At 69.8% G+C, this 24,029-nt stretch carries 19 protein-coding genes; 9 read left to right on the forward strand and 10 right to left on the reverse strand.

Annotated elements, in window-relative coordinates; all coding sequences use genetic code 11:
- On the reverse strand, positions 1 to 672 hold a 672-nt coding region (locus tag DY245_RS41750), incomplete at its 3' end, for an NYN domain-containing protein (protein WP_147318435.1).
- 272 nt (positions 673 to 944) lie between these two features.
- On the opposite strand from DY245_RS41750, the gene DY245_RS45025 reads away from it, so the two are divergent.
- On the forward strand, positions 945 to 1,118 hold the full coding sequence (locus DY245_RS45025; protein WP_181924092.1) for a hypothetical protein: 174 nt from the start codon (positions 945 to 947) through the stop codon (positions 1,116 to 1,118).
- A gap of 95 nt (positions 1,119 to 1,213) precedes the next feature.
- Here the strand turns inward: DY245_RS45025 and dnaE are convergent, their stop codons facing one another.
- Positions 1,214 to 4,756 (reverse strand): DNA polymerase III subunit alpha, encoded by a 3,543-nt coding sequence (dnaE, locus tag DY245_RS41755; RefSeq protein ID WP_128512339.1) that lies wholly within the window; start codon positions 4,754 to 4,756, stop codon positions 1,214 to 1,216.
- A 227-nt stretch (positions 4,757 to 4,983) separates the two neighbouring features.
- Here dnaE and DY245_RS41760 point away from each other — a divergent pair, with 227 nt between their 5' ends.
- The 6 genes from DY245_RS41760 to DY245_RS41785 all read left to right on the forward strand — a co-directional run bounded on the left by DY245_RS41760 (position 4,984) and on the right by DY245_RS41785 (position 11,650).
- Positions 4,984 to 6,348: a DUF2252 domain-containing protein gene (locus DY245_RS41760; RefSeq protein ID WP_128512340.1), complete on the forward strand. Its 1,365-nt coding sequence runs from the start codon at positions 4,984 to 4,986 to the stop codon at positions 6,346 to 6,348.
- Between the two features lie 122 nt (positions 6,349 to 6,470).
- A complete protein-coding gene (locus DY245_RS41765) occupies positions 6,471 to 7,136 on the forward strand; it encodes a hypothetical protein (RefSeq protein ID WP_128512341.1) in 666 nt (221 codons plus the stop codon).
- 99 nt (positions 7,137 to 7,235) lie between these two features.
- Positions 7,236 to 8,093 (forward strand): thioredoxin domain-containing protein, encoded by an 858-nt coding sequence (locus tag DY245_RS41770; protein ID WP_128512342.1) that lies wholly within the window; start codon positions 7,236 to 7,238, stop codon positions 8,091 to 8,093.
- Positions 8,094 to 8,209: 116 nt separating this feature from the next.
- Complete coding sequence (locus tag DY245_RS41775; protein WP_128512343.1) at positions 8,210 to 8,923, forward strand: hypothetical protein; 714 nt, start codon at positions 8,210 to 8,212, stop codon at positions 8,921 to 8,923.
- A gap of 42 nt (positions 8,924 to 8,965) precedes the next feature.
- Positions 8,966 to 9,916 (forward strand): thioredoxin domain-containing protein, encoded by a 951-nt coding sequence (locus DY245_RS41780; protein WP_128512344.1) that lies wholly within the window; start codon positions 8,966 to 8,968, stop codon positions 9,914 to 9,916.
- Between the two features lie 90 nt (positions 9,917 to 10,006).
- Entirely contained in the window at positions 10,007 to 11,650 is a 1,644-nt protein-coding gene (locus tag DY245_RS41785) for an alkaline phosphatase D family protein (RefSeq protein WP_128512345.1), read from the forward strand.
- A gap of 55 nt (positions 11,651 to 11,705) precedes the next feature.
- Here DY245_RS41785 and DY245_RS41790 read toward each other — a convergent pair whose 3' ends face one another.
- Complete coding sequence (locus DY245_RS41790; protein WP_128512346.1) at positions 11,706 to 12,311, reverse strand: dienelactone hydrolase family protein; 606 nt, start codon at positions 12,309 to 12,311, stop codon at positions 11,706 to 11,708.
- Positions 12,312 to 12,422: 111 nt separating this feature from the next.
- Between DY245_RS41790 and DY245_RS41795 the strand changes: the two genes are divergently transcribed.
- Positions 12,423 to 13,508, forward strand: a complete 1,086-nt coding sequence (locus tag DY245_RS41795; RefSeq protein WP_128512361.1) for a mechanosensitive ion channel family protein — start codon at positions 12,423 to 12,425, stop codon at positions 13,506 to 13,508.
- Between the two features lie 21 nt (positions 13,509 to 13,529).
- On the opposite strand, the gene DY245_RS41800 is transcribed toward DY245_RS41795, so the two are convergent.
- From DY245_RS41800 to DY245_RS41815, 4 genes are all read right to left on the reverse strand, one after another.
- The gene (locus DY245_RS41800; RefSeq protein ID WP_128512347.1) at positions 13,530 to 15,122 is read right to left on the reverse strand and encodes a Na+/H+ antiporter; all 1,593 of its coding nucleotides are present in this window, start codon (positions 15,120 to 15,122) and stop codon (positions 13,530 to 13,532) included.
- A gap of 162 nt (positions 15,123 to 15,284) precedes the next feature.
- Positions 15,285 to 16,226, reverse strand: a complete 942-nt coding sequence (locus tag DY245_RS41805; RefSeq protein ID WP_128512348.1) for an RluA family pseudouridine synthase — start codon at positions 16,224 to 16,226, stop codon at positions 15,285 to 15,287.
- A 68-nt stretch (positions 16,227 to 16,294) separates the two neighbouring features.
- A complete protein-coding gene (gene lspA, locus DY245_RS41810; protein ID WP_128512349.1) occupies positions 16,295 to 16,897 on the reverse strand; it encodes a signal peptidase II in 603 nt (200 codons plus the stop codon).
- Positions 16,898 to 17,030: 133 nt separating this feature from the next.
- Entirely contained in the window at positions 17,031 to 17,852 is an 822-nt protein-coding gene (locus DY245_RS41815) for a TraR/DksA family transcriptional regulator (protein WP_128512350.1), read from the reverse strand.
- Positions 17,853 to 18,543: 691 nt separating this feature from the next.
- Here DY245_RS41815 and ileS point away from each other — a divergent pair.
- The gene (ileS, locus tag DY245_RS41825; protein WP_128512351.1) at positions 18,544 to 21,681 is read left to right on the forward strand and encodes an isoleucine--tRNA ligase; all 3,138 of its coding nucleotides are present in this window, start codon (positions 18,544 to 18,546) and stop codon (positions 21,679 to 21,681) included.
- 186 nt (positions 21,682 to 21,867) lie between these two features.
- Here the strand turns inward: ileS and DY245_RS41830 are convergent, their stop codons facing one another.
- The 3 genes from DY245_RS41830 to DY245_RS41840 form a co-directional block, all read right to left on the reverse strand.
- A complete protein-coding gene (locus tag DY245_RS41830; RefSeq protein ID WP_128512352.1) occupies positions 21,868 to 22,986 on the reverse strand; it encodes a DivIVA domain-containing protein in 1,119 nt (372 codons plus the stop codon).
- A 49-nt stretch (positions 22,987 to 23,035) separates the two neighbouring features.
- Positions 23,036 to 23,329, reverse strand: coding sequence for a YggT family protein (locus tag DY245_RS41835; protein WP_042162056.1), 294 nt, complete (start codon positions 23,327 to 23,329; stop codon positions 23,036 to 23,038).
- A gap of 72 nt (positions 23,330 to 23,401) precedes the next feature.
- Positions 23,402 to 24,022 carry a cell division protein SepF gene (locus tag DY245_RS41840; protein ID WP_128512362.1) on the reverse strand — a complete coding sequence of 207 codons (621 nt, stop codon included), beginning with the start codon at positions 24,020 to 24,022 and terminating at the stop codon, positions 23,402 to 23,404.
- Positions 24,023 to 24,029 lie beyond the last annotated feature (7 nt).

Genomic DNA, 24,029 nt, shown 5'->3' on the forward strand with positions numbered 1-24,029 from the left:
GTCCGGGCCGGACGCGGAGGCGGCGGCCGCCGCGGCCGCGACCGCGGACTCCGGCAGCGGCGCCGAGAGGATCGCGGCGATCTCGGGGCGCGGTACGGGCGGCGGCGCGCAGGGCCCGCCGAGCTCCTTGGCACGTACGGCGCGGGTGATCCAGGCCCGGTCCAGCACCCGCCGCTCATCGGCCTCGGCGACCAGGTCCTCGGACTGGTTGTAGTCGCCGTCCGCGGCCTGTACGGCCCACAGGTGGACGGCGACGCCGTGCTCCTTCGCCGACATCAGGCCGGGCAGCAGATCGCCGTCGCCGGTGACCAGCACGATGTCGGAGCAGGCGCGGTTACGGGCGAGTTCGGTCAGCTCGGCGTGCATGGCGGCGTCCACGCCCTTTTGCGCCCAGCGGCCGTCGCTGCGGGTCAGGGCGCCCAGCCGGACGGTGACCCGGGACATCACGCGCAGCCGGCGGTGCTCGGGCTGCGGGACGCGGTCGGGGGCGCCGTCGAACCAGTAGATCCGCAGCAGCGGGCGTTCGGTGTCCGCCTCGGCGCGCTGGCGCAGGCCCTGGATGAGCGCGGCGTGATCGACGGTGATCCGGGAACGTGCGGGCTCTCCGGCGAGCAGGCTCGCAGCGGCCCCGAGCAAATACCCGGCGTCCACCAGGACGACACAGCGATCCACGATCCACCCTCTTCCCTGAGGTGCTGAAGTCCGGTCGCCCCCCGGCTCGGCCCGTGGCACGAGTTCTCTTCGGCTTCCTTCGAGTCTGCCCGACCGCACGGGCGTTATCTGCCCGAACTCGATCATCGGCGTGGCGGATTCGGCGGGGATCCCGGGTACAGCGCGTGATCGGCCGTTTTACGCACGGTAATTGTCCGAAATGCAGGCTTCTGTCCGGCATGTAAGTCTGGTCCCGGCCCAGATCCCAGATTCCCCCTCAGGAGGCAACGGTCATGGCCAAGGACAAGAAGCAGAACCGCAGTCAGCAGCAGAAGGCTTCCGCGGCCGAGCGCAGCCAGCAGGAGGCCCAGAAGTCGTCCATGGAGGCGCAGGCCAAGTCCGCTGCCACAGGATCCCCCTCAGACCTCGCCCGCAAGAACCGCGAGCGCCGGTTCGGCCACAACTGACTTGTCCCGCAGATGAGTTGAGGGGCGCGTCCACTACGGGCGCGCCCCTCGGGGTAACTAGGGCCTGTCCGATGGGTCAGCGGTTCACCGCGGGGTCAGCCCGCCAGGCAGGACGGGCCGAGCAGCACCTTCAGATCGCCGAACAGCGACGGGTCGGGCGTGACCCGGTGACGGTCGAGTCGGAGCACGGTCGTCTTGCGCGCCCCCTGGAGCTTGATCCGCACCTCCGTGGAGCCGCGGTGGCTGCTGAGCACCTCACCGAGCTTCTCGACCATCGGCGGGGTGACCTTGACCGTCGGAATGGTGATCGTCACCGGGGCGTTGGTACCGGCCTCGGAGAGATCGGGGACCATCATCTCCATGGCGACCAGGCGCGGGATGTCCTCGCGCTTGTCCAGACGGCCCTTGACGAAGACCACGGTGTCCTCGACGAGTTGGGTGGACACCAGCTGGTAGGTCGCCGGGAAGAACATGCAGTCGATGGAGCCGGCCAGGTCCTCGACGGTGGCGATGGCCCAGGCGTTGCCCTGCTTGGTCATCTTGCGCTGAAGACCGGAGATGATGCCGCCGATCGTGACGATCGAGCCGTCCGAATAGTCGCCGCCGGTCAGCTGGGCGATGGCGGCGTCCGCCTTGTCGGACAGTACGTGTTCCAGGCCGAAGAGCGGGTGGTCGGAGACGTAGAGACCGAGCATCTCGCGCTCCTGGGCGAGCAGATAGGTCTTGTCCCACTCGATGTCCGAGAACTCGACGTCCAGACCGAAGCCGGGGCCCTCGTCGGCGCTGTCGTCGCCCATGCCGCCGAAGAGGTCGAACTGCCCCTCGGCCTCCTTGCGCTTGACCTGGACGACGTTGTCGATCATCGGTTCGTAGTGCGCCATCAGGCCCTTGCGGGTGTGGCCCATCTCGTCGAAGGCACCGGCCTTGATCAGTGACTCGGTGGTGCGCTTGTTGCAGACGACCGCGTCGACCTTGTCGAGGTAGTCGGGGAAGGAGAGGTACTTCCCCTTCGCCTTGCGGCAGCGGATGATCGAGTCGACCACGTTCTGACCGACGTTACGGACCGCGGTGAGGCCGAAGAGGATCACGTCGTCGCCCTGGGCGGCGAAGTTCGCCTCGGACTCGTTGACGTTGGGCGGCAGCACCTTGATACCCATGCGGCGGCATTCGTTCAGATAGACCGCCGACTTGTCCTTGTCGTCGCGCACGGAGGTCAGCAGCGCGGACATGTACTCGGCCGGGTAGTTGGCCTTGAGGTAGGCGGTCCAGTAGGTGACCAGGCCGTACGCGGAGGAGTGCGCCTTGTTGAAGGCGTAGCCGGCGAACGGGACCAGGACGTCCCACAGGGCCTGGATCGCCTGGTCGGAGAAGCCGTTCTTCTTCGCGCCCTCCTGGAACAGGACGAAGTTCTTCGCCAGCTCCTCGGGCTTCTTCTTGCCCATGACGCGGCGCAGGATGTCGGCCTCGCCGAGAGAGTACCCGGCGATGATCTGGGCGGCCTTCTGCACCTGCTCCTGATACACGATGAGGCCGTAGGTCAGGCCGAGCGTCTCCTTCAGAGGCTCTTCGAGCTCCGGGTGGATCGGCGTGATCTCCTGGCGGCCGTTCTTGCGCTCCGCGTAGTTCGTGTGCGAGTTCATGCCCATCGGGCCCGGCCGGTAGAGGGCCGAGACGGCGGAAATGTCCTCGAAGTTGTCGGGCTGCATCTGGCGGAGCAGCGAGCGCATCGGGCCGCCGTCGAACTGGAAGACGCCGAGGGTGTCGCCGCGGCAGAGCAGTTCGAAGGTCTTGGGGTCGTCCAGCGGGAGCGAGAGCATCTCCAGCTCGACGCCCTTGTTGGCCTTCACCATCTTGACGGCGTCGTCCATGATGGTCAGGTTGCGCAGGCCCAGGAAGTCCATCTTCAGCAGGCCGAGCGACTCGCACTGGGGGTAGTCCCACTGCGTGATGGTCACGCCGTCCGTGTGCCGCACCCAGATCGGGGCGTGGTCGACGATGGGCTCGCTGGACATGATCACGCCGGCCGCGTGCACACCCATCTGCCGGACCAGGCCCTCGACGCCCTTGGCGGTGTCGATGACCTTCTTCACGTCCGGTTCGTTCTCGTACATCCCCCGGATCTCGCCCGCCTCGCTGTAGCGCGGGTGCTTGGGGTCGGTGATGCCGCTGAGGTCGATGCCCTTGCCGAGGACGTCGGCGGGCATGGCCTTGGTGAGGCGGTCGCCCATCGCGTACGGGTAGCCGAGGACGCGCGCGGAGTCCTTGATGGCGTTCTTGGCCTTGATCTTGCCGTAGGTGCCGATCATGGCGACCTTGTCGGCGCCGTACTTCTCCGTGACATACCGGATCACTTCGACGCGCCTGCGCTCGTCGAAGTCGATGTCGACATCGGGCATGGAGACGCGCTCGGGGTTGAGGAACCGCTCGAAGATCAGCCCGTGCGTGATCGGGTCGAGGTCGGTGATGCCCATGGCGTACGCGACGATCGAACCGGCCGCGGAGCCTCGGCCGGGGCCGACCGCGATGCCGTTGTTCTTGGCCCACATGATGAAGTCGGCGACCACGAGGAAGTAGCCGGGGAACCCCATCTGGATGATGATGTCCATCTCGTACTCGGCCTGCTTCTGCCGGTCTTCGGGGACGCCGCCCGGGTAGCGGCGCTCCATGCCGACCCGGACCTCCTCCTGGAACCAGGTGACCTCGGTGAAGCCCTCGGGGATGTCGAACTTCGGCATCAGGTCGCGCTTTTCGAACATGCCGGTGGTGTCGATCTGCTCGGCGACCAGGAGGGTGTTTCGGCAGCCCTCCTGCCAGGCGTCCGAGGAGTCGATGGCGTACATCTCGTCCGTGGACTTGAGGTAGTAGCCCGTGCCGTCGAAGCGGAAGCGGTCCGGGTCGGAGAGGTTCTTACCGGTCTGGATGCACAGCAGGGCGTCGTGCGCCGTGGACTCGTGGGCGTAGGTGTAGTGCGAGTCGTTGGTGACCAGCGGCGGGATGCCGAGTTCCTTGCCGATCTTCAGGAGGTCCTCGCGGACCCGGCGCTCGATCTCGATGCCGTGGTCCATCAGCTCCAGGAAGTACCGGTCCTTGCCGAAGATGTCCTGATACTCACCCGCGGCCTTGCGCGCCTCGTCGTACTGCCCCAGCCGCAGCCGGGTCTGCAGTTCGCCGGAGGGGCAGCCGGTGGAGGCGATCAGGCCCTCGGACCACTGGGCGATGGTCTCCTTGTCCATCCGCGGCCACTTCTGCAGCCAGCCCTCCGCATACGCGTCCGAGGACAGCCGGAAGAGGTTGTGCAGACCGGTCTTGTTCGCCGCCCAGATCGTCTTGTGCGTATAACCACCCGAACCTGAGACGTCATCGCGCTTCTGGTGCGGCTGGCCCCACTGGACCTTGCGCTTGTTGCGCCGCGACTCCGGCGCCACATACGCCTCGATCCCGATGATCGGCGTCACCCCGGCCTTCTTCGCCGTATGGAAGAAGTCGTACGCGCCGTGGAGGTTGCCGTGGTCGGACATGGCGATATGCGTCATGCCCATCTCGTTGCACGCCGCGAACATGTCCTTCAGCCGCGCCGCACCGTCCAGCAGTGAGTACTGGGTATGGACGTGCAGGTGCGTGAACGGCGGCTTGGCCACGGCGGAGGACCTCCGGAAAACAGTCGGCGGCTGGGGGCACCTCCCGGCGGTGGCCGGGAGGTGAGACGGTCTTGAAGTCTACGACTCCCGACCGACAATCGCGGGTACGCAGGTGACGCTCGCGGGGCACTCACGAGTAGCCTCGCCCGTTGTCAGTGGCAGATCGGCGACCGATGATCTGCCACGTATCTCCGTACCATCTTCCGCACCTCAGGAGGCACCCAGCGATGCCGTCCCAGCACGCCCCGGCACAGGACGCCGCGCAGCGCGGCGAGGAGATCCTCGCCGTTTTCGACACCGCCTTCGGAGAGCTGCTCGCCGCCGACCCCGCGGCCTTCCGCGTGAAATTCCGGAAGATGGCCGCCTCCGCCTTCGCCTTCTACCGGGGCACGGCGTGCCTGTTCTACCGGGACCTGGAGGCGCTGGCCACGGCGGACGGCGGTGCCAAGGACCGCGGCCCGTATCTGGACGAGCGGACCGGCCGGGTGTGGATCCACGGCGATCTGCACGCCGAGAACTTCGGCACGTACATGGACTCCACGGGCCGGCTGATCTTCAACGTCAACGACTTCGACGAGGCGTACGTCGGACCGTTCACCTGGGACCTCAAGCGGTTCGCCGCCTCGATCGCGCTGATCGGCTACGCCAAGGCGCTCAGCGACGAGCAGATCACCGACCTGGTGCGCACCTACGCCGCCGCCTACCGGGAGCGCATCCACGCGCTGGCCTCCGGGGCGAAGAGGGCCGACAAGGACGCAGTACCGCCCTTCACACTGGACACCGCCGAGGGCCCGCTGCTGGACGCGCTGCGCGACGCCCGCTCGCTGACCCGCTTCGGGCTGCTGGACTCGATGACGGAGATCCGCGACTTCGAGCGGCGCTTCGCGGCGGGCGGCGGCAGCGTCGAGCTGGACGCGGCCACCCGCTACAAGGTGCTCGCCGCCTTCGACGGCTATCTGGAGACGCTGCCGGAGTCGAGCCTGGACCGTCCGGACTCCTACCGGGTCAAGGATGTGGTGGGCCGGCGCGGTATCGGCATCGGCTCGGCCGGTCTGCCGTCGTACAACATCCTTCTGGAGGGCAACAGCGATGCCCTGGAGAACGATGTGGTGATCTACATGAAGCAGGCGCAGACCCCGGCGGTCTCCCGGCACATCACCGATCCGCAGGTCCGCGGCTACTTCCAGCACGAGGGCCACCGCACGGTCATCTCGCAGCGCGCCCTCCAGGACCACGCCGACCCGTGGCTGGGCTGGACCGAGCTGGACGGCGCGGGCCAGCTGGTCGCCGAGATCTCGCCGTACGCGGTCGATCTGGACTGGTCGGACATCGACGACCCGGAGGAGATCGCCGCGGTCGTGGCCGATCTGGGCCGGGCCACCGCGACCATGCACGCCGCCGCGGACGACGAGAGCGGCCACTCCCTGGTGCCGTTCTCGACGGAGCGGGCCATCGACGCGGCCATCGCGGCCGACGAGACCGGCTTCGCGCCGCTGCTGGTGGACTTCGCGCACTCCTACGGCGCCCGCGCCCGCGGCGACCACCAGATCTTCGTGGACCTCTTCCGCAACGGCCGGATCCCGGGCCTGTAAGGGCCGAGGACCCCAGAGGCGGGGGCGCCCGATGATTCCCGTACGCACCGGTTTTTCCGGTACGCAGGGCTTCGGGCCCCCTTAGCCGCCCCTTATCCCGGCCCATGGCACACTCGGCTGCAATGGACATCTCGGCGGCACACCTGCGGGCACTGCGCGCAGCGCTCTTCACGGCGCTGTGCGTCACGCTGTCCTCGGCGTCCCATGTGCTGCTGTCCCATATGCCGCTGCCGCTGACCACCGTCGCCGCGCTCTCGGCCGCCGTCTTCGTCATCGCCTACGCGCTGGCCGGCCGGGAGCGGAGCTACGGCCGGATCGCGGCGCTGCTGGTCCCCCTGGAGCTGGCCGCCGACACGGTCTTCAGCATCGGCCAGCACACCTGTTACGGGGAGGCCGGCGGCCCGGTCACCGGCCCGCTGCGCTCGCTGGGCGTGGATCTGCTCTGCGGCGGCGGCGACATCGGCGCCCCGTTGATGCGACTGTCCGGGGACGACACCGCACCCACACCCGCCTCGGCCTGGCTGCTGCTGCTCGCGGCGCATCTGGCCATCGGGCTGCTGGCGGCCGGCTGGCTGCGCCGCGGTGAGGCCGCATTTACCCAGCTGCTGGGAGCGGTGGCCGGCTTCGCCTTCCGTCCGCTGCTGATCGCCGTCGCGGTCATCGGCGCCACCGCCGCCCCGCGCCGCCCGGCGCCCGCCCCCGTACGGACCGGGCACACCGCCCGCACCGTCCCCCTGCTCGTGCACTGTGTCGTCCGCCGTGGGCCGCCCTGCACGCTCGCTGCGTAGGCCTCCGGCCCCGCAGCAGGCGTACGCCCGCGGTGCGCGCGTACGCCCCCGCCAGGACGCACCTCCCTTCCCACGGATTCCCACGGAGCAGGAACAGCCATGAGCAACCGCAACAACCAGGCCAACAAGCAGGCAGCCCGCGAGCGGCTGCGCGCCGAGCGTGAGCGGCAGGCGAAGAAGGAGCGGGTCCGCCGGCAGCTGACCGTCGGCGGTGCGATCGTCGGCGTGCTGGCGATAGCCGGCGGCATCGCCGTGGCGGTCGCCAACACGGGCGGCGGCAGCGACTCCGCCGCCACCGCGGCCGCGGGCAGCGACGTCTGGGCGAAGGCCGCGAAGGCCAACCTCGTCAAGCCCGCCAACACCACCGGCGCCAAGGGCACCACCATCGTCATCGGCAAGCCGAATGCCAAGAACACCCTGAGCCTCTTCGAGGACCCGCGCTGCCCCGGCTGCGCGGGCTTCGAGCAGAACGTCGGGGAGACCGTCGAGAAGGACATCAAGGACGGCAAGTACAAGGCGTCCTACCACCTCGGCACGTTCCTCGACGCCAACCTCAAGGGCACCGGCTCCAAGAACGCGCTCAGCGCGCTGGGCGCCGCCCTCAACGTCAGCTCGGACGCCTTCCTGAAGTACAAGTACGCGCTGTACTCGAAGGAGTACCACCCCGAGGAGACCGGCCCGGACAAGTTCGCCGACGACAGCTACCTGATCAAGGTCGCCGACACCATCCCGGCGCTCAAGGGCAACGCCGCCTTCCAGAAGGCCGTCAAGTCCGGCACGTACGACCGCTGGGCGCTGGAGATGTCCACCGAGTTCAACTCGCACAAGGAAGTCACCAGCACCCCGACCGTCAAGGTCAACGACACCGTGATCGGCACGGACAGCCCGCAGGGCAAGGTCGCGCCGTCCTCCCTGGCCGAGTTCACCTCCATGGTCGACAAGGAACTGAAGCACTGAGCAACGCAGGGCACTGACGCGGGCGATGGCCCGCCCCGGCCGGCGTGCGGACCGCACGCCGGCCGATGCCAAATCTTGACTCCGCCTTGTGCCGTGCACATGGCAGACTCCCGCCCATGCAGGCGACGGGAGTGCGCCCGGGGGCCCGGCCGACGGCCGCGCCGGGGGCCGAACTCAGGGCGGTGCGGGCGGCGTTGTTCACCGCGCTGTGCACCACCCTGTCGGCGACCTCCCATGTGCTGCTCTCGCGCGCCCCGCTGCCGCCGGTGACGGTCGCCGCGATCTGCGCCGGCATCTTCGCCGCGGCCTATGCGCTGACCGGCCGGGCGCGTGGCTACGGCGCCTTCGCCGCGCTTCTGGTGCCGCTGGAGCTGGCCGCCGACACCGTCTTCACCGCCGGACAGCACACCTGTTACGGCCGGGCCGGCGGCCCGGTCACCGGCCCGCTGCACTCCGTCGGCGTCGATCTGCTGTGCCGGGGCGGCGAGTTGGGCACCCCGCTGGCGCGGATGGCCGCCCATCCCTCCGCACCGTTGCCGCCGGCCGTCCCGGCGGCCGCCCCCTGGCTGCTGCTCGCCGCCCATCTCGCGGTCGGCCTGCTCGCCGCCGGCTGGCTGCACCGCGGGGACGCCGCCCTGGACGCGCTGCTGCGGGCGGCCGCGGCGGCCACGTTCCGTCCGCTGCTGACCGCGGTCACGCTCGTCACGGCCGCGCTCACCCGGCCCCGCCGGCAGATCCGCCCCCTGCACCCGCTCCCGCCGGCCCGCCCGCTCCCCCTCCTCGTGCACTGCGTACGGCGCCGCGGCCCGCCCTGCCCGTCCGCCGCCTGACCAGCCCGTACGAGCCACCACGGACCCCGAGGGGGATCACCCATGAGCAACCGCAACAGCCAGACCAGCAAGACGGCAGCCCGTGAACGCATCCGCGCCGAGCGCGAACGCCAGAAGAAGAAGGAGAAGCTGCGCCGCCAACTCGTCGTGGCGGGCGTGGTGATCGGCGCACTGGCGTTGGCCGGCGGCATCGGCTTCGCCGTGATGAAGGCCAACGAGCCGACGGGCTGGGAGGCCGCCAAGGAGGCCGAGCTCGTCGCCCCTGCGCACACCCAGGGCAAGAACGGCACCGAGATCCTGATAGGTGACAAGAACGCCAAGGAGACCCTGGAGGTCTTCGAGGACGTCCGCTGCCCGGCGTGTGCGGCCTTCGAGCAGAGCAGCGGCAAGGCCCTGCTCAAGGACATCGAGGACGGCCGGTACAAGGTCCGCTTCACCATGTACACCTTCATCGACGGCATGTCGGGCGGCGAGGGCTCGAAGAACGCGCTGAGCGCGCTCGGCGCGGCGCTGAACGTCAGCCCGGAGGCGTTCTTGAAGTACAAGGCGGCGCTGTACTCCGCCAAGTACCACCCCGACGAGCGCGAGGACCTCTACGCCAAGGACTCCGAGCTGCTCAAGGTCGCCGGCGAGGTGCCCGAGCTGAAGAACAACAAGGCGTTCGCCACGGCGGTCAAGAAGGGCACCTACGACCGCTGGACGATGGACATGACCGCGCTGTTCGGCCGTAAGGGCGTCAAGGGCACGCCCAACTTCCGGCACGGCGACAAGAAGCTGGTGATGGCCCCGGTCCCACAGCGGCAGATGACGCAGGCGCAGTACAACCAGCTCGCCGAGGCCAACTTCAAGAAGATGATCGACAAGGAGTTCGGCCCGGCGAAGGGGACCGCGGGGCAGGGCTCGGGCAAGGACTCGGGCAAGAGCGACAGCAAGGGCGAAGGCGGCGCGAAGGGCATCCGCGAGGGCGAAAAGGACCCCTCGGGCGCGCACTGAGTGCCGTAAGGGCAACGGGAGGGCGAATTCTCGGAATTCCCCGGGAACCGCCCTCCCGAAGCCACTTACCGGCCAGTAAGGTGATCGGCCGTGACCGATCATGACCAGATCTCGCGCCGCACTGCCGTTACGGCCGTAGCCGCCACCGCCGCACTTCTGCCGTTCGCCGGCGCCGCCACCGCGCACGCCCAACAGGCCCCGGACCAGGGCCGGTTCTTCCAGCACGGCGTCGCCTCCGGTGATCCGCTCCCGGACGGCGTCCTGCTGTGGACCCGGGTCACGCCGACCCCGTCGGCCACCCCGGGCTCCGGCCGCGGACCGGCCACCAAGGTGAGCTGGGAGGTGGCGAGCGACCAGGGCTTCGCCACCGTCGTCACCCGGGGCACCGTGACCACCTCGGCGGCCGCCGACCACACCGTCAAGGCGGACGTCCGCGGCCTGCGCCCGGCCACCCCCTACTACTACCGCTTCACCGTCGACGGGCAGCACTCCCCCGTCGGCCGCACCCGCACCGCACCCGCGCACGACGCCGCGGCCGGCAACGTCCGCTTCGGCGTGGTCTCCTGCGCCAACTGGGAGTCCGGCTACTTCTCGTCGTACCGGCACCTGGCGGCCCGTACGGACCTGGACGCGGTGCTGCACCTCGGCGACTACCTCTACGAGTACAAGTCCGGCGAATTCCCCGACTTCACGTACGTCGTCCGCCCGCACTCCCCCGCCCATGAGCTGCTCACGCTCGCCGACTACCGCATCCGGCACGGCGTCCACAAGACCGACCCGGACGCGCTGGCCATGCACGCCGCCCACCCGGTCATCGCCATCTGGGACGACCACGAGTTCGCCGACAACGCCTGGAAGGGCGGCGCGGTGAACCACACGCCGGGCACCGAGGGCTCCTGGTCCGCGCGGATGGCCGCCGCGAAGCAGGCGTACTTCGAGTGGATGCCGGTGCGGCCCTCCATCGCCGGCACCACCTACCGCAGGCTGCGCTTCGGCACCCTCGCCGATCTGCATCTGCTGGATCTGCGCTCGTTCCGCGACGAGCAGGCCAAGCCGGGCAGCGGCGCGGTCGACGACCCGAGCCGGACGATCACCGGGCGGGCCCAACTGGACTGGCTCAAGGCCGGCCTCACCCGCTCGGACACCGCCTGGCGGCTGGTCGGCACCTCGGTGATGGTCTCGCAGGTCGCGTTCGGCTCCATACCCGCGCATCTGCTCGGCCCGCTCGCCGAGATCCTCGGCATCCCCAAGGAGGGCCTGGCGGTCAACACCGACCAGTGGGACGGCTACACCGACGACCGGCGCGAGCTGCTCGGCCACCTCAGCGACCGCGGTATCGACAACACCGTGTTCCTGACCGGCGACATCCATATGGCCTGGGCCAACGATGTACCGCTCCAGGCGGCGACCTACCCCGCCACCCGGCCGGTGGCGACGGAGTTCGTGGTCACCTCCGTCACCTCCGACAATGTGGACGACTTCCTGCATGTCGCCCCGCACACCATCTCGCTGGCCGGTGTCGCCGCCATCAGGGCCGCCAACCGGCATGTGAAATGGCTGGACATGGACTCGCACGGCTACAGCGTCCTGGACGTCAACGCCGAGCGTACGCAGATGGACTACTTCGGCATCTCGGACAAGACGGACCCGAACGCCACCAGCAAGCTGCTGCGCTCGTACCGCACCCGGTCCGGCAGCCAGCAGGTGGAGCGGGCGGACCAGCCGGTGGGCTGACACCCACCGGCCTCACCGGCCGCACCGGCACCGACAGCCCCGCCTGCCCGCGGTGCTACAGCTCGGCGAGGAACCCCAGCGCCACCTTCCAGGCGCTCTCCGCCGCCTGTTCGTCGTAGTCCGGCAGATCGGGGTCGGTGAACAGATGGCCGGCGCCGGCGTAGCGGAAGACCTCTACGTCCGCGCCGGCTCTGCGCATCTGCAGATACCAGGCGTTCAGCCAGTCGTGCGGCTCGTACGGGTCCGGGTCGGCGACATGCAGCTGCACCGGCAGCTCGTCGGCGACGGTGCCCTCCGCGATGTCGGAGGTGCCGTGCAGCAGAAGCAGTCCGCGGGTCTTCTCGTCGCCCAGTGCGAGGTTCTGGGCGACCGAGCCGCCGAAGGAGAAACCGGCGTAGACCAGACCGCGGTCGGAGTACGGCGCGACGGCCGTGATGGCGCGCTTGAGCAGCTCCTCCTTGCCGATCTCGTCCTTGATCACGATGCCGTCCGGCACCGATTCGGCGGTCCGGCCGTCGAACAGATCGGGGACGATCACCTCGTGTCCCGCGGCGCGCAGCCGGTCCGCGGCGGCGTGCACCGCGGGGCGCAGCCCGCACACCGAATGGAACAGGGCAATCGTCAAAGGCCCGCTGGCCGCGGGCTCGGTGGAGGCCGGCACTGCATCACTTCCCTGGGTCGGATCGTTCTGGCCCCATCGTGCCATTTACGGGCGAGGGGACCGGGTAGCAGCACACCACGGCGTATCTCACCCGAGGAGGAATCCGTGTCCCTGGAGGACGTGCTGCGTCCCGTCGTCGTGGTCGGCGGCTCGCTCGTCATCACACTCGTCCTGGTCTGGCTCGCCGACCGCGCACTGTGCCGGATCGATGCCGCCCACCCGGAGACCCCGCTGTGGGGGCTGCTGCGCCGCTGCCGGATACCGCTGCAAGTGGCGCTCTGCGCGGCCCTGTTGCGCGGCTCGTACGACGAGACCGGGCTGAAGATCGTCGAGGAGCACGCGGACGGGATCGGCCGGGCGCTGAGCCTGGTCCTGATAGCGGCCACCGCCTGGCTGGTCGTACGGGCCGCGGCGGCGATCGTCGAGTCGTCGTACTCGCGCTATGCGGCGGGCGCCCGGGACGCGGCGCGGGTGCGGCGGGTGCGGACCCAGGTGACGCTGATCCAGCGGGTGGTGACGGCCGTGGTGATCGTCGTCGCGGCCGCCTCGATGCTGCTGACGTTCCCCGCGATGCGGGCGGTCGGCACGTCCATGCTGGCGTCGGCCGGGCTGCTGGGCATCGTCGCCGGTATCGCCGCCCAGTCCACCCTCGGCAACCTCTTCGCGGGGCTGCAGATCGCCTTCGGCGACATGGTGCGGATCGGGGACACGGTCGTCGTGGACGGCGAGTGGGGCACCGTCGAGGAGATCACCCTGACGTTTCTGACCGTACGGACCTGGGACGAGCGCCGGATCACCATGCCGGTGTCGTACTTCACTGGCAAGCCGTTCGAGAACTGGTCGCGCGGCGGCTCGCAGATGACCGGCACCGTCCTCTTCCACCTCGACCACAGCGCGCCGGTGGAGAAGATGCGCCAGCGCCTGCACGAGATCCTCCAGGAGTGCCCGGACTGGGACGGCCGGTCCTGGAGCCTGGTGGTCACCGACACCACCGCGTCCACGATCGTGGTGCGTGCCCTGGTCACCGCCCGCGACGCGGACACCATATGGACGGTGCGCTGCGAGGTCCGCGAGCGGATGATCGAGTGGCTGCGGACCGAGCATGCCTACGCGCTGCCGCGGATCAGCACCGCGCCGGCACACCTGGAGCTGGACCACGACGCCGTCGGCCGGGGCGAGGACCGTCCGCGGCGCTGAGCCCCCGTCAGAGCGGGCCCGTCACGGCACGGGGCGCAGGCTCCGCATGTCCAGGTGCCGCAGCACCCGGTCCACGACCTCCGGGTCCGCGCCCGGCTCGCTGCGCGCGGCCAGCACCTCGTGCCGGGCGGCCGAGAGCATCTCGTTCTGGATGCGCTGCACCTTCTTCAGCCGGCTGATGCGCTTCTCGAACAGCTCGCGCCGCTCTTCGTCGACGATGTCCGGCGCGATACGGGCGCCGACGTCGTACGCCCGGCGCGCCAGCTGGTCCCTGACCTCCTCGGGCAGCTCCTCGACCTCCATGATCTCCTTCAGCCGCCGCTTGGACGCCTTGATCACCCGGATCGCCAGCTCCCGCTCCAGCGCGTCCACGGCATCGGTGTCGGCCCGCACCCGGAGCTTGCGTACGAGCCAGGGCAGGGTGAGGCCCTGGACGAGGAGGGTGGCGAGCACCACCGAGAAGGCGATGAAGAGGATCTCGTCACGGGCCGGGAAGGCGCTGCCGTCGATGCCGTACGGGATGGCCAGCGCCAGCGCCACCGAGGCCACCCCGCGCATCCCCGACCACCACATGATGAGCGTCTCGCGCCAGCTCATCGGGATGTCCTCGTCGTAGTCGCGGCGCTTGTGCATCCGCTTGGCCAGCCAGGCGGCGGGCAGCAGCCAGACCAGGCGGACGGCGACGACGACCCCGGTGACCGCGGCGCCGGCGCCGAGCAGCTCGCCCCAGCGGCCGGACGCGGCCCCGAGGATGGAGTGCAGTTCCAGGCCGATCAGCCCGAAGGCGACGCCGGTGACTAGGGTGTCGATGACTTCCCAGAAGGTGTATCCGGCGAGCCGGCCCAGCACATCGTCCGCATCGACCGCGTACTCGGCGAGGAACAGCCCGGTGGTGAGCACCGCGAGCACCCCGGACCCGTGGAACTCCTCGGCCAGGACGTACGCGATGAACGGCACCATCAGCGTCAGACCGATCTGCAGCGTCGGGTCGCCGAGCAGCCCCATCACCTTGTTGGCGACCCAGCCGAGCAGCAGGCCGACCACCATGGCGACCGCGGCGGACAGCACCAGCGAGCCGAGCGCGACGGGCACCGAGAAGGTCCCGCTGACCATCGCGGCGAGCGCGACGTGGTAGAGCACGATCGCGGTGACGTCGTTGAAGAGCCCCTCGCCCTCCAGGATCGAGACCAGCCGGCGGGGCAGCCCGAGCTTGCCGGCGACGGCGGTCGCGGCGACCGGGTCGGGCGGTGCCACCAGCGCACCGAGCACCACCGCCGCGGCCAGCGGCATACCGGGCACCACCGCCTGAGCGACGGCGGCGACGACGGCGGTGGTGGCGAAGACCAGCGCGACGGCGAGCAGGAAGATCGGCCGGACGTTGGCCGCGAACTGCCGCCAGGAGGTGCGCTGCACGGCCGCGTAGAGCAGCGGCGGCAGCACCACCGGCAGGATGTACTCGGGCGGGATCTCGACATTGGGCACGAACGGCACCAGCGCCAGGACACCACCGGCGAGGGTCATCAGCACCGGAGACGGCAGCCCCAGCCGGTCGCCGACCGGAACCATGATCACGGCTCCGAGCAGAAGGACGAACATCAGAGCCAGCTGATCCACGGTGGCTACGCTCCGGGGTGGGATTCGAGCACTGTGCCCCAAGCGTGCCATGGCGACCGCGGTTGGCCGCCGTGTCGGCGTCCGTAGCGTTTCAGCACCTCCGCGCACGCCCGCCCGGCCGGCGTCCGCGGTACGTCAGGAGGCCGACGGCCGCCCGCCGGATCAGCCGCTCGCGTCCCGGACGGTGTCCAGGGCGTGCTGCAGATCGTCCGGGTAGGCGCTCTCGAACTCGACCCAGCGCCCGTCGGAGGGGTGCTCGAAGCCCAGCCGGACCGCGTGCAGCCACTGCCGGCCGACGCCGAGCCGCTTGGCGAGGGTGGGGTCCGCGCCGTACGTCAGGTCGCCGACGCAGGGGTGGCGGTGCGCGGCCATGTGCACCCGGATCTGGTGGGTGCGGCCGGTCTCCAGCTTGATGTCGAGCAGGCTGGCCGCACGGAACGCCTCGATGAGGTCGTAGTGCGTGACGGACGGCTTGCCCTCGGCGGTGACCGCCCACTTGTAGTCGTGCTGCGGGTGCCGGCCGATGGGGGCGTCGATGGTGCCGCTCATCGGGTCCGGGTGGCCCTGGACCAGGGCGTGGTAGCGCTTGTCGACCGTACGCTCGCGGAACTGCTGCTTGAGCAGGGTGTAGGCGCGCTCGGACTTGGCGACCGCCATCAGGCCCGAGGTGCCGACGTCGAGGCGGTGCACGATGCCCTGGCGCTCGGCGGCACCGGAGGTGGAGATGCGGTAGCCGGCCGCGGCCAGACCGCCGATGACGGTGGTTCCGCTCCAGCCGGGGCTCGGGTGCGCGGCGACCCCGACCGGCTTGACGATCACGACGATGTCGTCGTCGTCATGCACGATCTCCATGCCCTCGACGGGCTCGGCGACGATCTCCACGGGCGGCGCGGCCTGCGGCATCTCGACTTCCAGCCAGGCGCCGCCGCGCACCCGCTCGGACTTCATCACCTCGGATCCGTCGACCCGGACCTTTCCGGCGGCGGCCAGCTCGGCCGCCTTCGTACGGGAGAAGCCGAACATCCGGGCCAGCGCGGCGTCGACGCGCTCGCCCTCCAGGCCGTCCGGTACGGGCAGGGTGCGGATCTCGGGAATGGTGCTCACCCCACGAGTATGGCAGTTACGCCATGGTGTCCCGCCCGGCGGCCGGGGCCGGGGAGCCCGACGGCCCGTCAGTCCTTGTGGAGCGTGCCGTCGGGGTCGAGTCCCCGGAAGGAAAGGATCACGATCAGGATGCCGCCGCAGACGATCGCGGAGTCGGCGAGGTTGAAGACCGCGAAGTGCGCGGGGGCGATGAAGTCGACCACCGCGCCCTCGAAGACGCCCGGCGAGCGGAAGATCCGGTCGGTGAGGTTGCCGAAGGCGCCGCCGAGCAGCAGCCCGAGCGCGAGGGCCCAGGGCAGGCTGTAGAGCTTGCGGGCGATCCGGGCGATCACCACGATCACGGTCGCCGCGATGATCGTGAGGAAGATCGTCAGCGCCTCGCCGATGCTGAATGCCGCACCGCGGTTACGGATCACCTCGAACTGCAGCAGGGTCCCGATCACCTCGACGGGCGCATGGTGCTCCAGTTTGGCGACCACGAGAAGCTTGCTGCCCAGGTCGAGCAGGTAGACCAGGAGCGCGACCAGCAGCAGCGCGCCGATCCGCCGCTTGCCGCGGCCGGCGCTCTGCTCCGGCTCCGCCGTTCCTGCCGCTTCGGCTCCCGGTGTGGAATCCGCTCCGGAACCCGGCTCGGGTTCCGGCGTACCGGTGATGCGTTCCGCCTCTGCCACGTGTGAGTCCCTCAGCCCGTCGTGTCCGCGGCCAGGCTGCGCCTGGCTGAGTCACGAGACTACGGCACACGCGTACGTACCCGGGCGCTACGGGTGCCGCGCGCGACAACGGGACTTCGCGGACCCGCCCGCCTCAGCGGCGCTCCTGCTTCTGCTTGCACTCCACGCACAGCGTCGCCCGGGGGAAGGCCTGCATCCGGGCCTTGCCGATCGGGTTGCCGCAGTTCTCGCACAGCCCGTAGGTGCCCGCGTCCAGCCGGCCGAGGGCGCGCTCGGTCTGGTGGAGCATCTCGCGCGCGTTGGAGGCGAGCGCCAGCTCGTGTTCACGGGTGATGTTCTTGGTGCCGGTGTCGGCCTCGTCGTCGCCCGCGCCGTCGCCGGAGTCCCGCATCAGCCCGGCGATGGCGTCCTCGGCCGAGGTGATCTCCGTCCGCAGCCGCACCGCCTCGTTCATCAGCTCGGTCCGCGCCGCGGTGACCTCGGCGGTCGTCCAGGGCTCCTCGCCGGGCCGTACGGCCAGCTCGTCCGGCGCCGCGGCCAGCCGGGCCAGGGGCAGCGCGGAGTCGTTGCCGTGCGCCTTGGCCGTTGCGGCCGTCTTCTTCGCCACCACCGTGTTGGCTCCCGTCTTCTTAGCGGGCACCGCGGCCTTCTTGGCCGGAGCCTTTTTCGCGGTCTTCTTCACCGCTGTCTTCTTCACCGCTGTCTTCTTCACCGCTGTCTTCGTCGCGGTGGCGTTCTTCGCGGTCTTCGCGGTCGTCTTCTTCGGCACCGCCTTCGTGGCCGTGGCCTTCCCGTGCGAGGTCGTGTGGGCCGCCGTCTTCTTGGCGGCCGTCTCCTTGGCCGCCGCCTTCTTGGCGGTCTTCTTCGGAGCGGTCTTCTTCGGGGCAGGCTGCTTCGCGACGGCCTCGTCGGCAGGCGTCGTGCTCTTCTCCGCGGCGGTCTTTTTCGCCACCATGGCCGCGACCCCTTCACATATGTGACTTTGTTCGCGAATCGTGACGGGAACGATAAATCGCTGCACGGCACGCGGCAACGGGACGCACCGCCCGTACGGTCCTGCCGCGCGGCCGGGGCGTCCGGTCTGCCTCGGTTGTGCCCCGCTCCCCGCCCCGTAATCCGCCCGGCGATCCACCACCCGGCTTCTCGCCATTCGGGTCACCGCGAGCGGCCGGTCGTGGCGCGGGAGGCTCGCCGTACGGGGCCGGCGCCCGGCCGCCGGCCGCCGGAAATCCGGTCGGCGGAAATCCGGTCGGCCACTGTCGGCGCGGCCCCGTACACTGTGGGGGCACCCCCTGCTCTGGGGGCACCTCCCGGCCGAAGGCCGGGGGAGAAGCCGAGAGCTTGGGGGACCAGCGAGAGGCATTGATGGGACGAGTAGCGTCGGACGCAGCCTGCAGCGACCCGGGGACGGTGGAAGCCCGGGGGCGTGCACGACGTGAAGATCACCCCGGAGCCGCCGGAAGAAAGCTTTGGACAGTGGGCTCCGCCCACGGGCCTCGGGCCACCCAAGGCGAGTAGAACCGGCAGCGCGACCCCAATGAGGGGGCGGTGCAGTGGCACCGCCAAGGAGGGTGGTACCGCGGGAGCCGAGGCTCTCGTCCCTCCGGACGGAGAACGCAGCAGGTGTCCCGCCGGAGGAAACCCCGATGAGTCCGCAGCCCCAGTACCGCCAGGTACCCGCCCAGGTAGACCTCCCCGCCCTTGAGCACGCCGTGCTCGAGTTCTGGCAGGAGCAGAAGGTCTTCGCCCGTACCCTCCAGCAGTCCGAGGGACGGCCCGAGTGGGTCTTCTACGAAGGCCCCCCGACGGCCAACGGCATGCCCGGCGCCCACCACATCGAGGCGCGCGTCTTCAAGGACGTCTTCCCCCGCTTCCGCACGATGCAGGGCTACCACGTCGACCGCAAGGCCGGCTGGGACTGCCACGGCCTCCCGGTCGAGCTGGCCGTGGAGAAGGAGCTGGGCTTCAACGGCAAGAAGGACATCGAGGCGTACGGCATCGCCGAGTTCAACGCCAAGTGCCGCGAGTCGGTGACCCGCCACACCGACGCCTTCGCCGAGCTCACGACCCGTATGGGCTACTGGACCGACCTCGATGCCCCGTACCGCACGATGGACCCCGACTACATCGAGTCGGTGTGGTGGTCGCTGAAGGAGATCTTCGACAAGGGCCTGCTGGTCCAGGACCACCGCGTCGCCCCCTGGTGCCCGCGCTGTGGCACCGGTCTGTCGGACCACGAGCTGGCGCAGGGCTACGAGACGGTCGTCGACCCCTCGGTCTTCGTCCGCCTCCCGCTGACCTCGGGCCCGCTGGCCGGCGAGGCCGCGCTGCTGATCTGGACGACCACGCCCTGGACCCTGGTCTCCAACACCGCAGCCGCCGCGCACCCCGACGTCCGCTACGTGGTCGCCACCGACGGCACGGAGAAGCTGGTCGTCGCCGAACCGCTGCTGGAGAAGGCCCTGGGCGAGGGCTGGGAGGCCACCGGCCAGTCCTTCACCGGCCGTGAGATGGAGCGCTGGTCCTACGAGCGCCCGTTCTCCCTCGTCGAGCTGGAGGGCGCCAACTTCGTCGTCAACGCCGAGTACGTCACCACCGACGACGGCACCGGCCTCGTCCACCAGGCCCCCGCCTTCGGTGAGGACGACCTCAAGACCTGCAAGGCGTACGGCCTCCCGGTCGTCAACCCCGTCCGCGCCGACGGCACCTTCGAGGAGGAGCTGGCGCTCGTCGGCGGCCAGTTCTTCAAGAAGGCCGACGAGGCCCTGGTGGCCGACCTCGACGCCCGCGGCCTGCTCTTCAAGCACATCGCCTACGAGCACAGCTACCCGCACTGCTGGCGCTGCCACACCGCACTGCTCTACTACGCCCAGCCGTCCTGGTACATCCGCACCACCGCCGTCAAGGACGCCCTGCTCCGCGAGAACGAGAACACCAACTGGTTCCCCGAGTCGGTCAAGCACGGCCGCTTCGGTGACTGGCTCAACAACAACATCGACTGGGCGCTGTCCCGCAACCGCTACTGGGGCACCCCGCTGCCCATCTGGCGCTGCGAGGAGAACCACCTCACCTGCGTCGGCTCGCTCACCGAGCTGACCGAGCTGACCGGCACCGACCAGTCGGGCCTGGACCCGCACCGCCCGTTCATCGACGAGATCACCTTCGCCTGCCCGACCTGCCAGGGCACCGCGACCCGCGTCCCCGAGGTCATCGACGCCTGGTACGACTCGGGCTCGATGCCGTTCGCGCAGTGGGGCTACCCGCACCGCAACAAGGAGCTGTTCGAGAAGCGCTACCCGGCGCAGTTCATCTCGGAGGCCATCGACCAGACCCGCGGCTGGTTCTACACGCTGATGGCCGTCGGCACCCTGGTCTTCGACAAGTCGTCGTACGAGAACGTGGTCTGCCTGGGCCACATCCTCGCCGAGGACGGCCGGAAGATGTCGAAGCACCTGGGCAACACCCTCCAGCCGATCCCGCTCATGGATCAGCACGGCGCCGACGCGGTCCGCTGGTTCATGGCCGCCGGCGGCTCGCCGTGGGCCGCCCGCCGGGTGGGCCACAGCACCATCCAGGAAGTCGTCCGCAAGACGCTGCTGACGTACTGGAACACCGTCGCCTTCCAGGCGCTGTACGCACGTACGTCGAACTGGGCGCCGTCCGCGGCCGACCCGGCCCCCGCCGACCGCCCGCTGCTGGACCGCTGGCTGCTCGGCGAGCTGAACACGCTCACCGACCAGGTCACCCAGTCCCTGGAGGCGTTCGACACCCAGCGGGCCGGCAAGCTGCTGTCGTCCTTCGTCGACGACCTCTCCAACTGGTACGTCCGCCGCTCCCGCCGCCGCTTCTGGCAGGGCGACGCGTCCGCGCTGCGGACCCTGCACGAGGTCATCGAGACGGTCACCCGGCTGATGGCCCCGCTCACCCCGTTCATCACCGAGCGGGTCTGGCAGGACCTGATCGTCCCGGTCACCCCGGACGCCCCGAACTCCGTCCACCTCTCCACCTGGCCGGTCGCCGACCAGACGCTGATCGACCCGGCGCTGTCGGGCCGGATGCAGCTGGTGCGCCGGCTGGTCGAGCTGGGCCGCGCGACCCGCGCCGAGTCCGGTGTGAAGACCCGCCAGCCGCTGTCCCGTGCGCTGGTCGCGGCGCACGGCTTCGCGGACCTGCCCGAGGACCTGCGCGCGCAGATCGCCGAGGAGCTCAACGTCAGCTCGCTGGCGTCGCTGTCGGAGGTGGGCGGCTCCCTCGTCGACACGACGGCGAAGGCCAACTTCCGTGCGCTGGGCAAGCGGTTCGGCAAGGGCGTCCAGGGGGTCGCCAAGGCCGTCGCCGCGGCGGACGCCGCTGCCCTCTCGCTCGCGCTGCGTGAGGGCACGGCGAGCGTCGAGGTCGACGGCGAGACCGTCCCGCTCGCGCCCGACGAGGTGATCATCACCGAGACCCCGCGCGAGGGCTGGTCGGTGGCCTCCGACGCGGGTGCGACGGTCGCCCTCGACCTGGAGATCACCCCGGAGCTGCGCCGGGCGGGCCTGGCCCGCGATGCCATCCGGCTGATCCAGGAGGCCCGTAAGAACAGCGGTCTGGACGTCGCCGACCGGATCGCGCTGCGCTGGCAGTCCACCGACGAGGAGCTCCGGACGGCGCTGACCGACCACGCCGGCCTGATCGCCGACGAGGTGCTCGCCACCGACTTCGCGTCGGGCGAGGCGGACGGTTCCTACGGCTCCGCGTTCACGGACGAGAGCCTGGGCCTCACCTTCCAGCTCCGCAAGGCGTAACCGCCGGCGCTGCCGGTACGTCCGTACGACGTCCCAAGCCCCCCGACGCGACCCGCGTCGGGGGGCTTTGTCATACCGGGACGTTCTCGCCCGGAGGCCGACAACTTCACGCAAAAGGGCCGGGCCCCGAAGGAATGTTCCCTCGGGGCCCGGCCCTGATTGCCGACTGTGCGCGCTACGCGGGCGTCAGTTGTCGTCCTCGTCGATGAGGAAGCCGCGCATCGGCGACGGCGTCTGCTGCATCGGCTGCGGGCTCTGCGGCCGCACCGGAGCCATCGGCTGGGTCATCGCCGGCGACATCTGCTGCTGACCGCCGTAGGACGGACCGCCGCTGGACTGACCGGCCATGGAGTGGTTGCCACTCATCGACTGGCCGCCACCCATGGTGTGGTTGCCGCCCATGGTGCCCGCACCCGCCGACGCCATCGACGGGGACGGCGGCAGCGAAGGAGCAGCCGGGGTCCGCGGCGGGGCCAGCGAGTCGTCCGCCTGGTTCTCCAGCTGACGCAGCTGGCTCTCCAGGTAGGACTTCAGCCGCGTGCGGTACTCGCGCTCGAAGCCGCGCAGGTCCTCGACCTTGCGCTCCAGCGTCGCGCGGGCCGACTCCAGCGAGCCCATCGCCACGCGGTGCTTCTCCTGCGCGTCCCGCTCCAGCGCATCGGCCTTGGAGCGGGCGTCCCGCTCCAGGCCCTCGGCACGGCTGCGCGCCTCGCCGACGATCTTGTTGGCCTCGGAACGGGCCTCCGCGATCGCCTGGTCGGCGGTCTGCTGTGCCAGCGACAGCACGCGCGCGGCGCTGTCACCGCCGGGGCCACCCTGCTGGGGAGCCTGCGGCAGCTGCTGGGGTCCGCCGGGGCCGCCCATCGGGCCACCCATCGGGCCACCCATCTGACCGCCGGGGCCCATCGGACCGGGACCGTGCGGTCCCTGCGGGCCGTGACCACCAGGACCTGGGGGCAGCTGCGGTGCACCACCGGGCAGTTGGGGCGGGCCACCCATCCCCTGCTGCTGCGGCGGGACCGGCTGCGGACCAGATATGGCGGCGGGCACAGGAGCCCCGGGCCTCTGCTGCTGGTCCTGCTGCTGGTCGGGTCCCTTGCGCAGGCCCTGCTGCTGCTGATTCTGCGCGGCGGCGCGGGTGGCAGCGGCCAGCTTGGCGCGAAGGTCCTCGTTCTCCCGCAGGAGCCGGGTCAGTTCGGCTTCGACCTCATCGAGGAAGGCATCGACCTCGTCCTCGTCATAGCCTTCTCGGAGGCGGACGGTCGTGAACTGCTTGTTCCGCACGTCCTCGGGGGTCAACGGCATCTCTACTTCACCTCAACGTAGTCGTCGGCAATCGGCAAGACCGTATCGTTCACACCAACAACACCGACCTCACGACGGTGATCAGGATGTAGACGATGATCATCAATACGAAGAAGGACAGGTCGAGCGCCACGCCCCCGAGACGCAGCGGCGGGATTACCCGCCGCAGAAGCTTGAGTGGCGGATCAGTGACAGTGTAGGCGGCCTCAAGAATGACCACCATCGCCTTGCCGGGTTGCCATGAACGGGCGAACTGGAACACATAGTCCATCACCAGCCGGAAGATCAACACGATCAGGAAGCAGTACAGCGCGATGTAGATCACCTGACCAAAGACACTCATCTCGCGCGTTCCCTCTCCCCTTGCCTTGCTCCTGTGTTGGCCTTACGGCCTCGGTGTGCCCGGTGTTGCGTCTCAGCTCTGGTTGAAGAACCCGCCCTCTGCGATGCGGGCCTTGTCCTCCGCCGTGACATCGACGTTAGCAGGCGACAACAGGAACACCTTCTGCGTCACCCGCTCGATGCTGCCGTGCAGACCGAAGACCAGACCGGCAGCAAAGTCGACAAGTCGCTTCGCGTCAATGTCGTCCATCTCCGTGAGATTCATGATCACCGGAGTGCCCTCACGGAAGTGTTCCCCGATGGTACGGGCTTCGTTGTAGGTCCGGGGGTGCAGTGTGGTGATGCGGTAGGGCTCCCGCTCGGACACAACCTTGGGCATGATCACCGGTGCGTTCTTCTCCAGATTCGGACGGTCGGGTGTGATGGATGCCACGGGGGCGATTCGCGCGGGTCGTCCGCTTTCCGCGGCGAGCGGGGCCGGTTCGCGTTGCGCCGGAGGCGTCACGACACGGACGGGTTCCTCCCGTTCCGGGCGTGTTTCGGCCTGCACTTGATGCTGCTGCCGCCGCCCTCGATCGGGTTCCGGGTCAAGCTCGGGCTCGAACTCGTCGTCGGGGTCGAACCCCCGGCCGTCGTACCCATCGTCCTCCACGAGGCCGAGGTAGACCGCCATCTTGCGCATCGCGCCGGCCATTCTCTGC

This window comes from Streptomyces inhibens, assembly GCF_003389455.1.
GTDB classification, from domain to species: domain Bacteria; phylum Actinomycetota; class Actinomycetes; order Streptomycetales; family Streptomycetaceae; genus Streptomyces; species Streptomyces inhibens.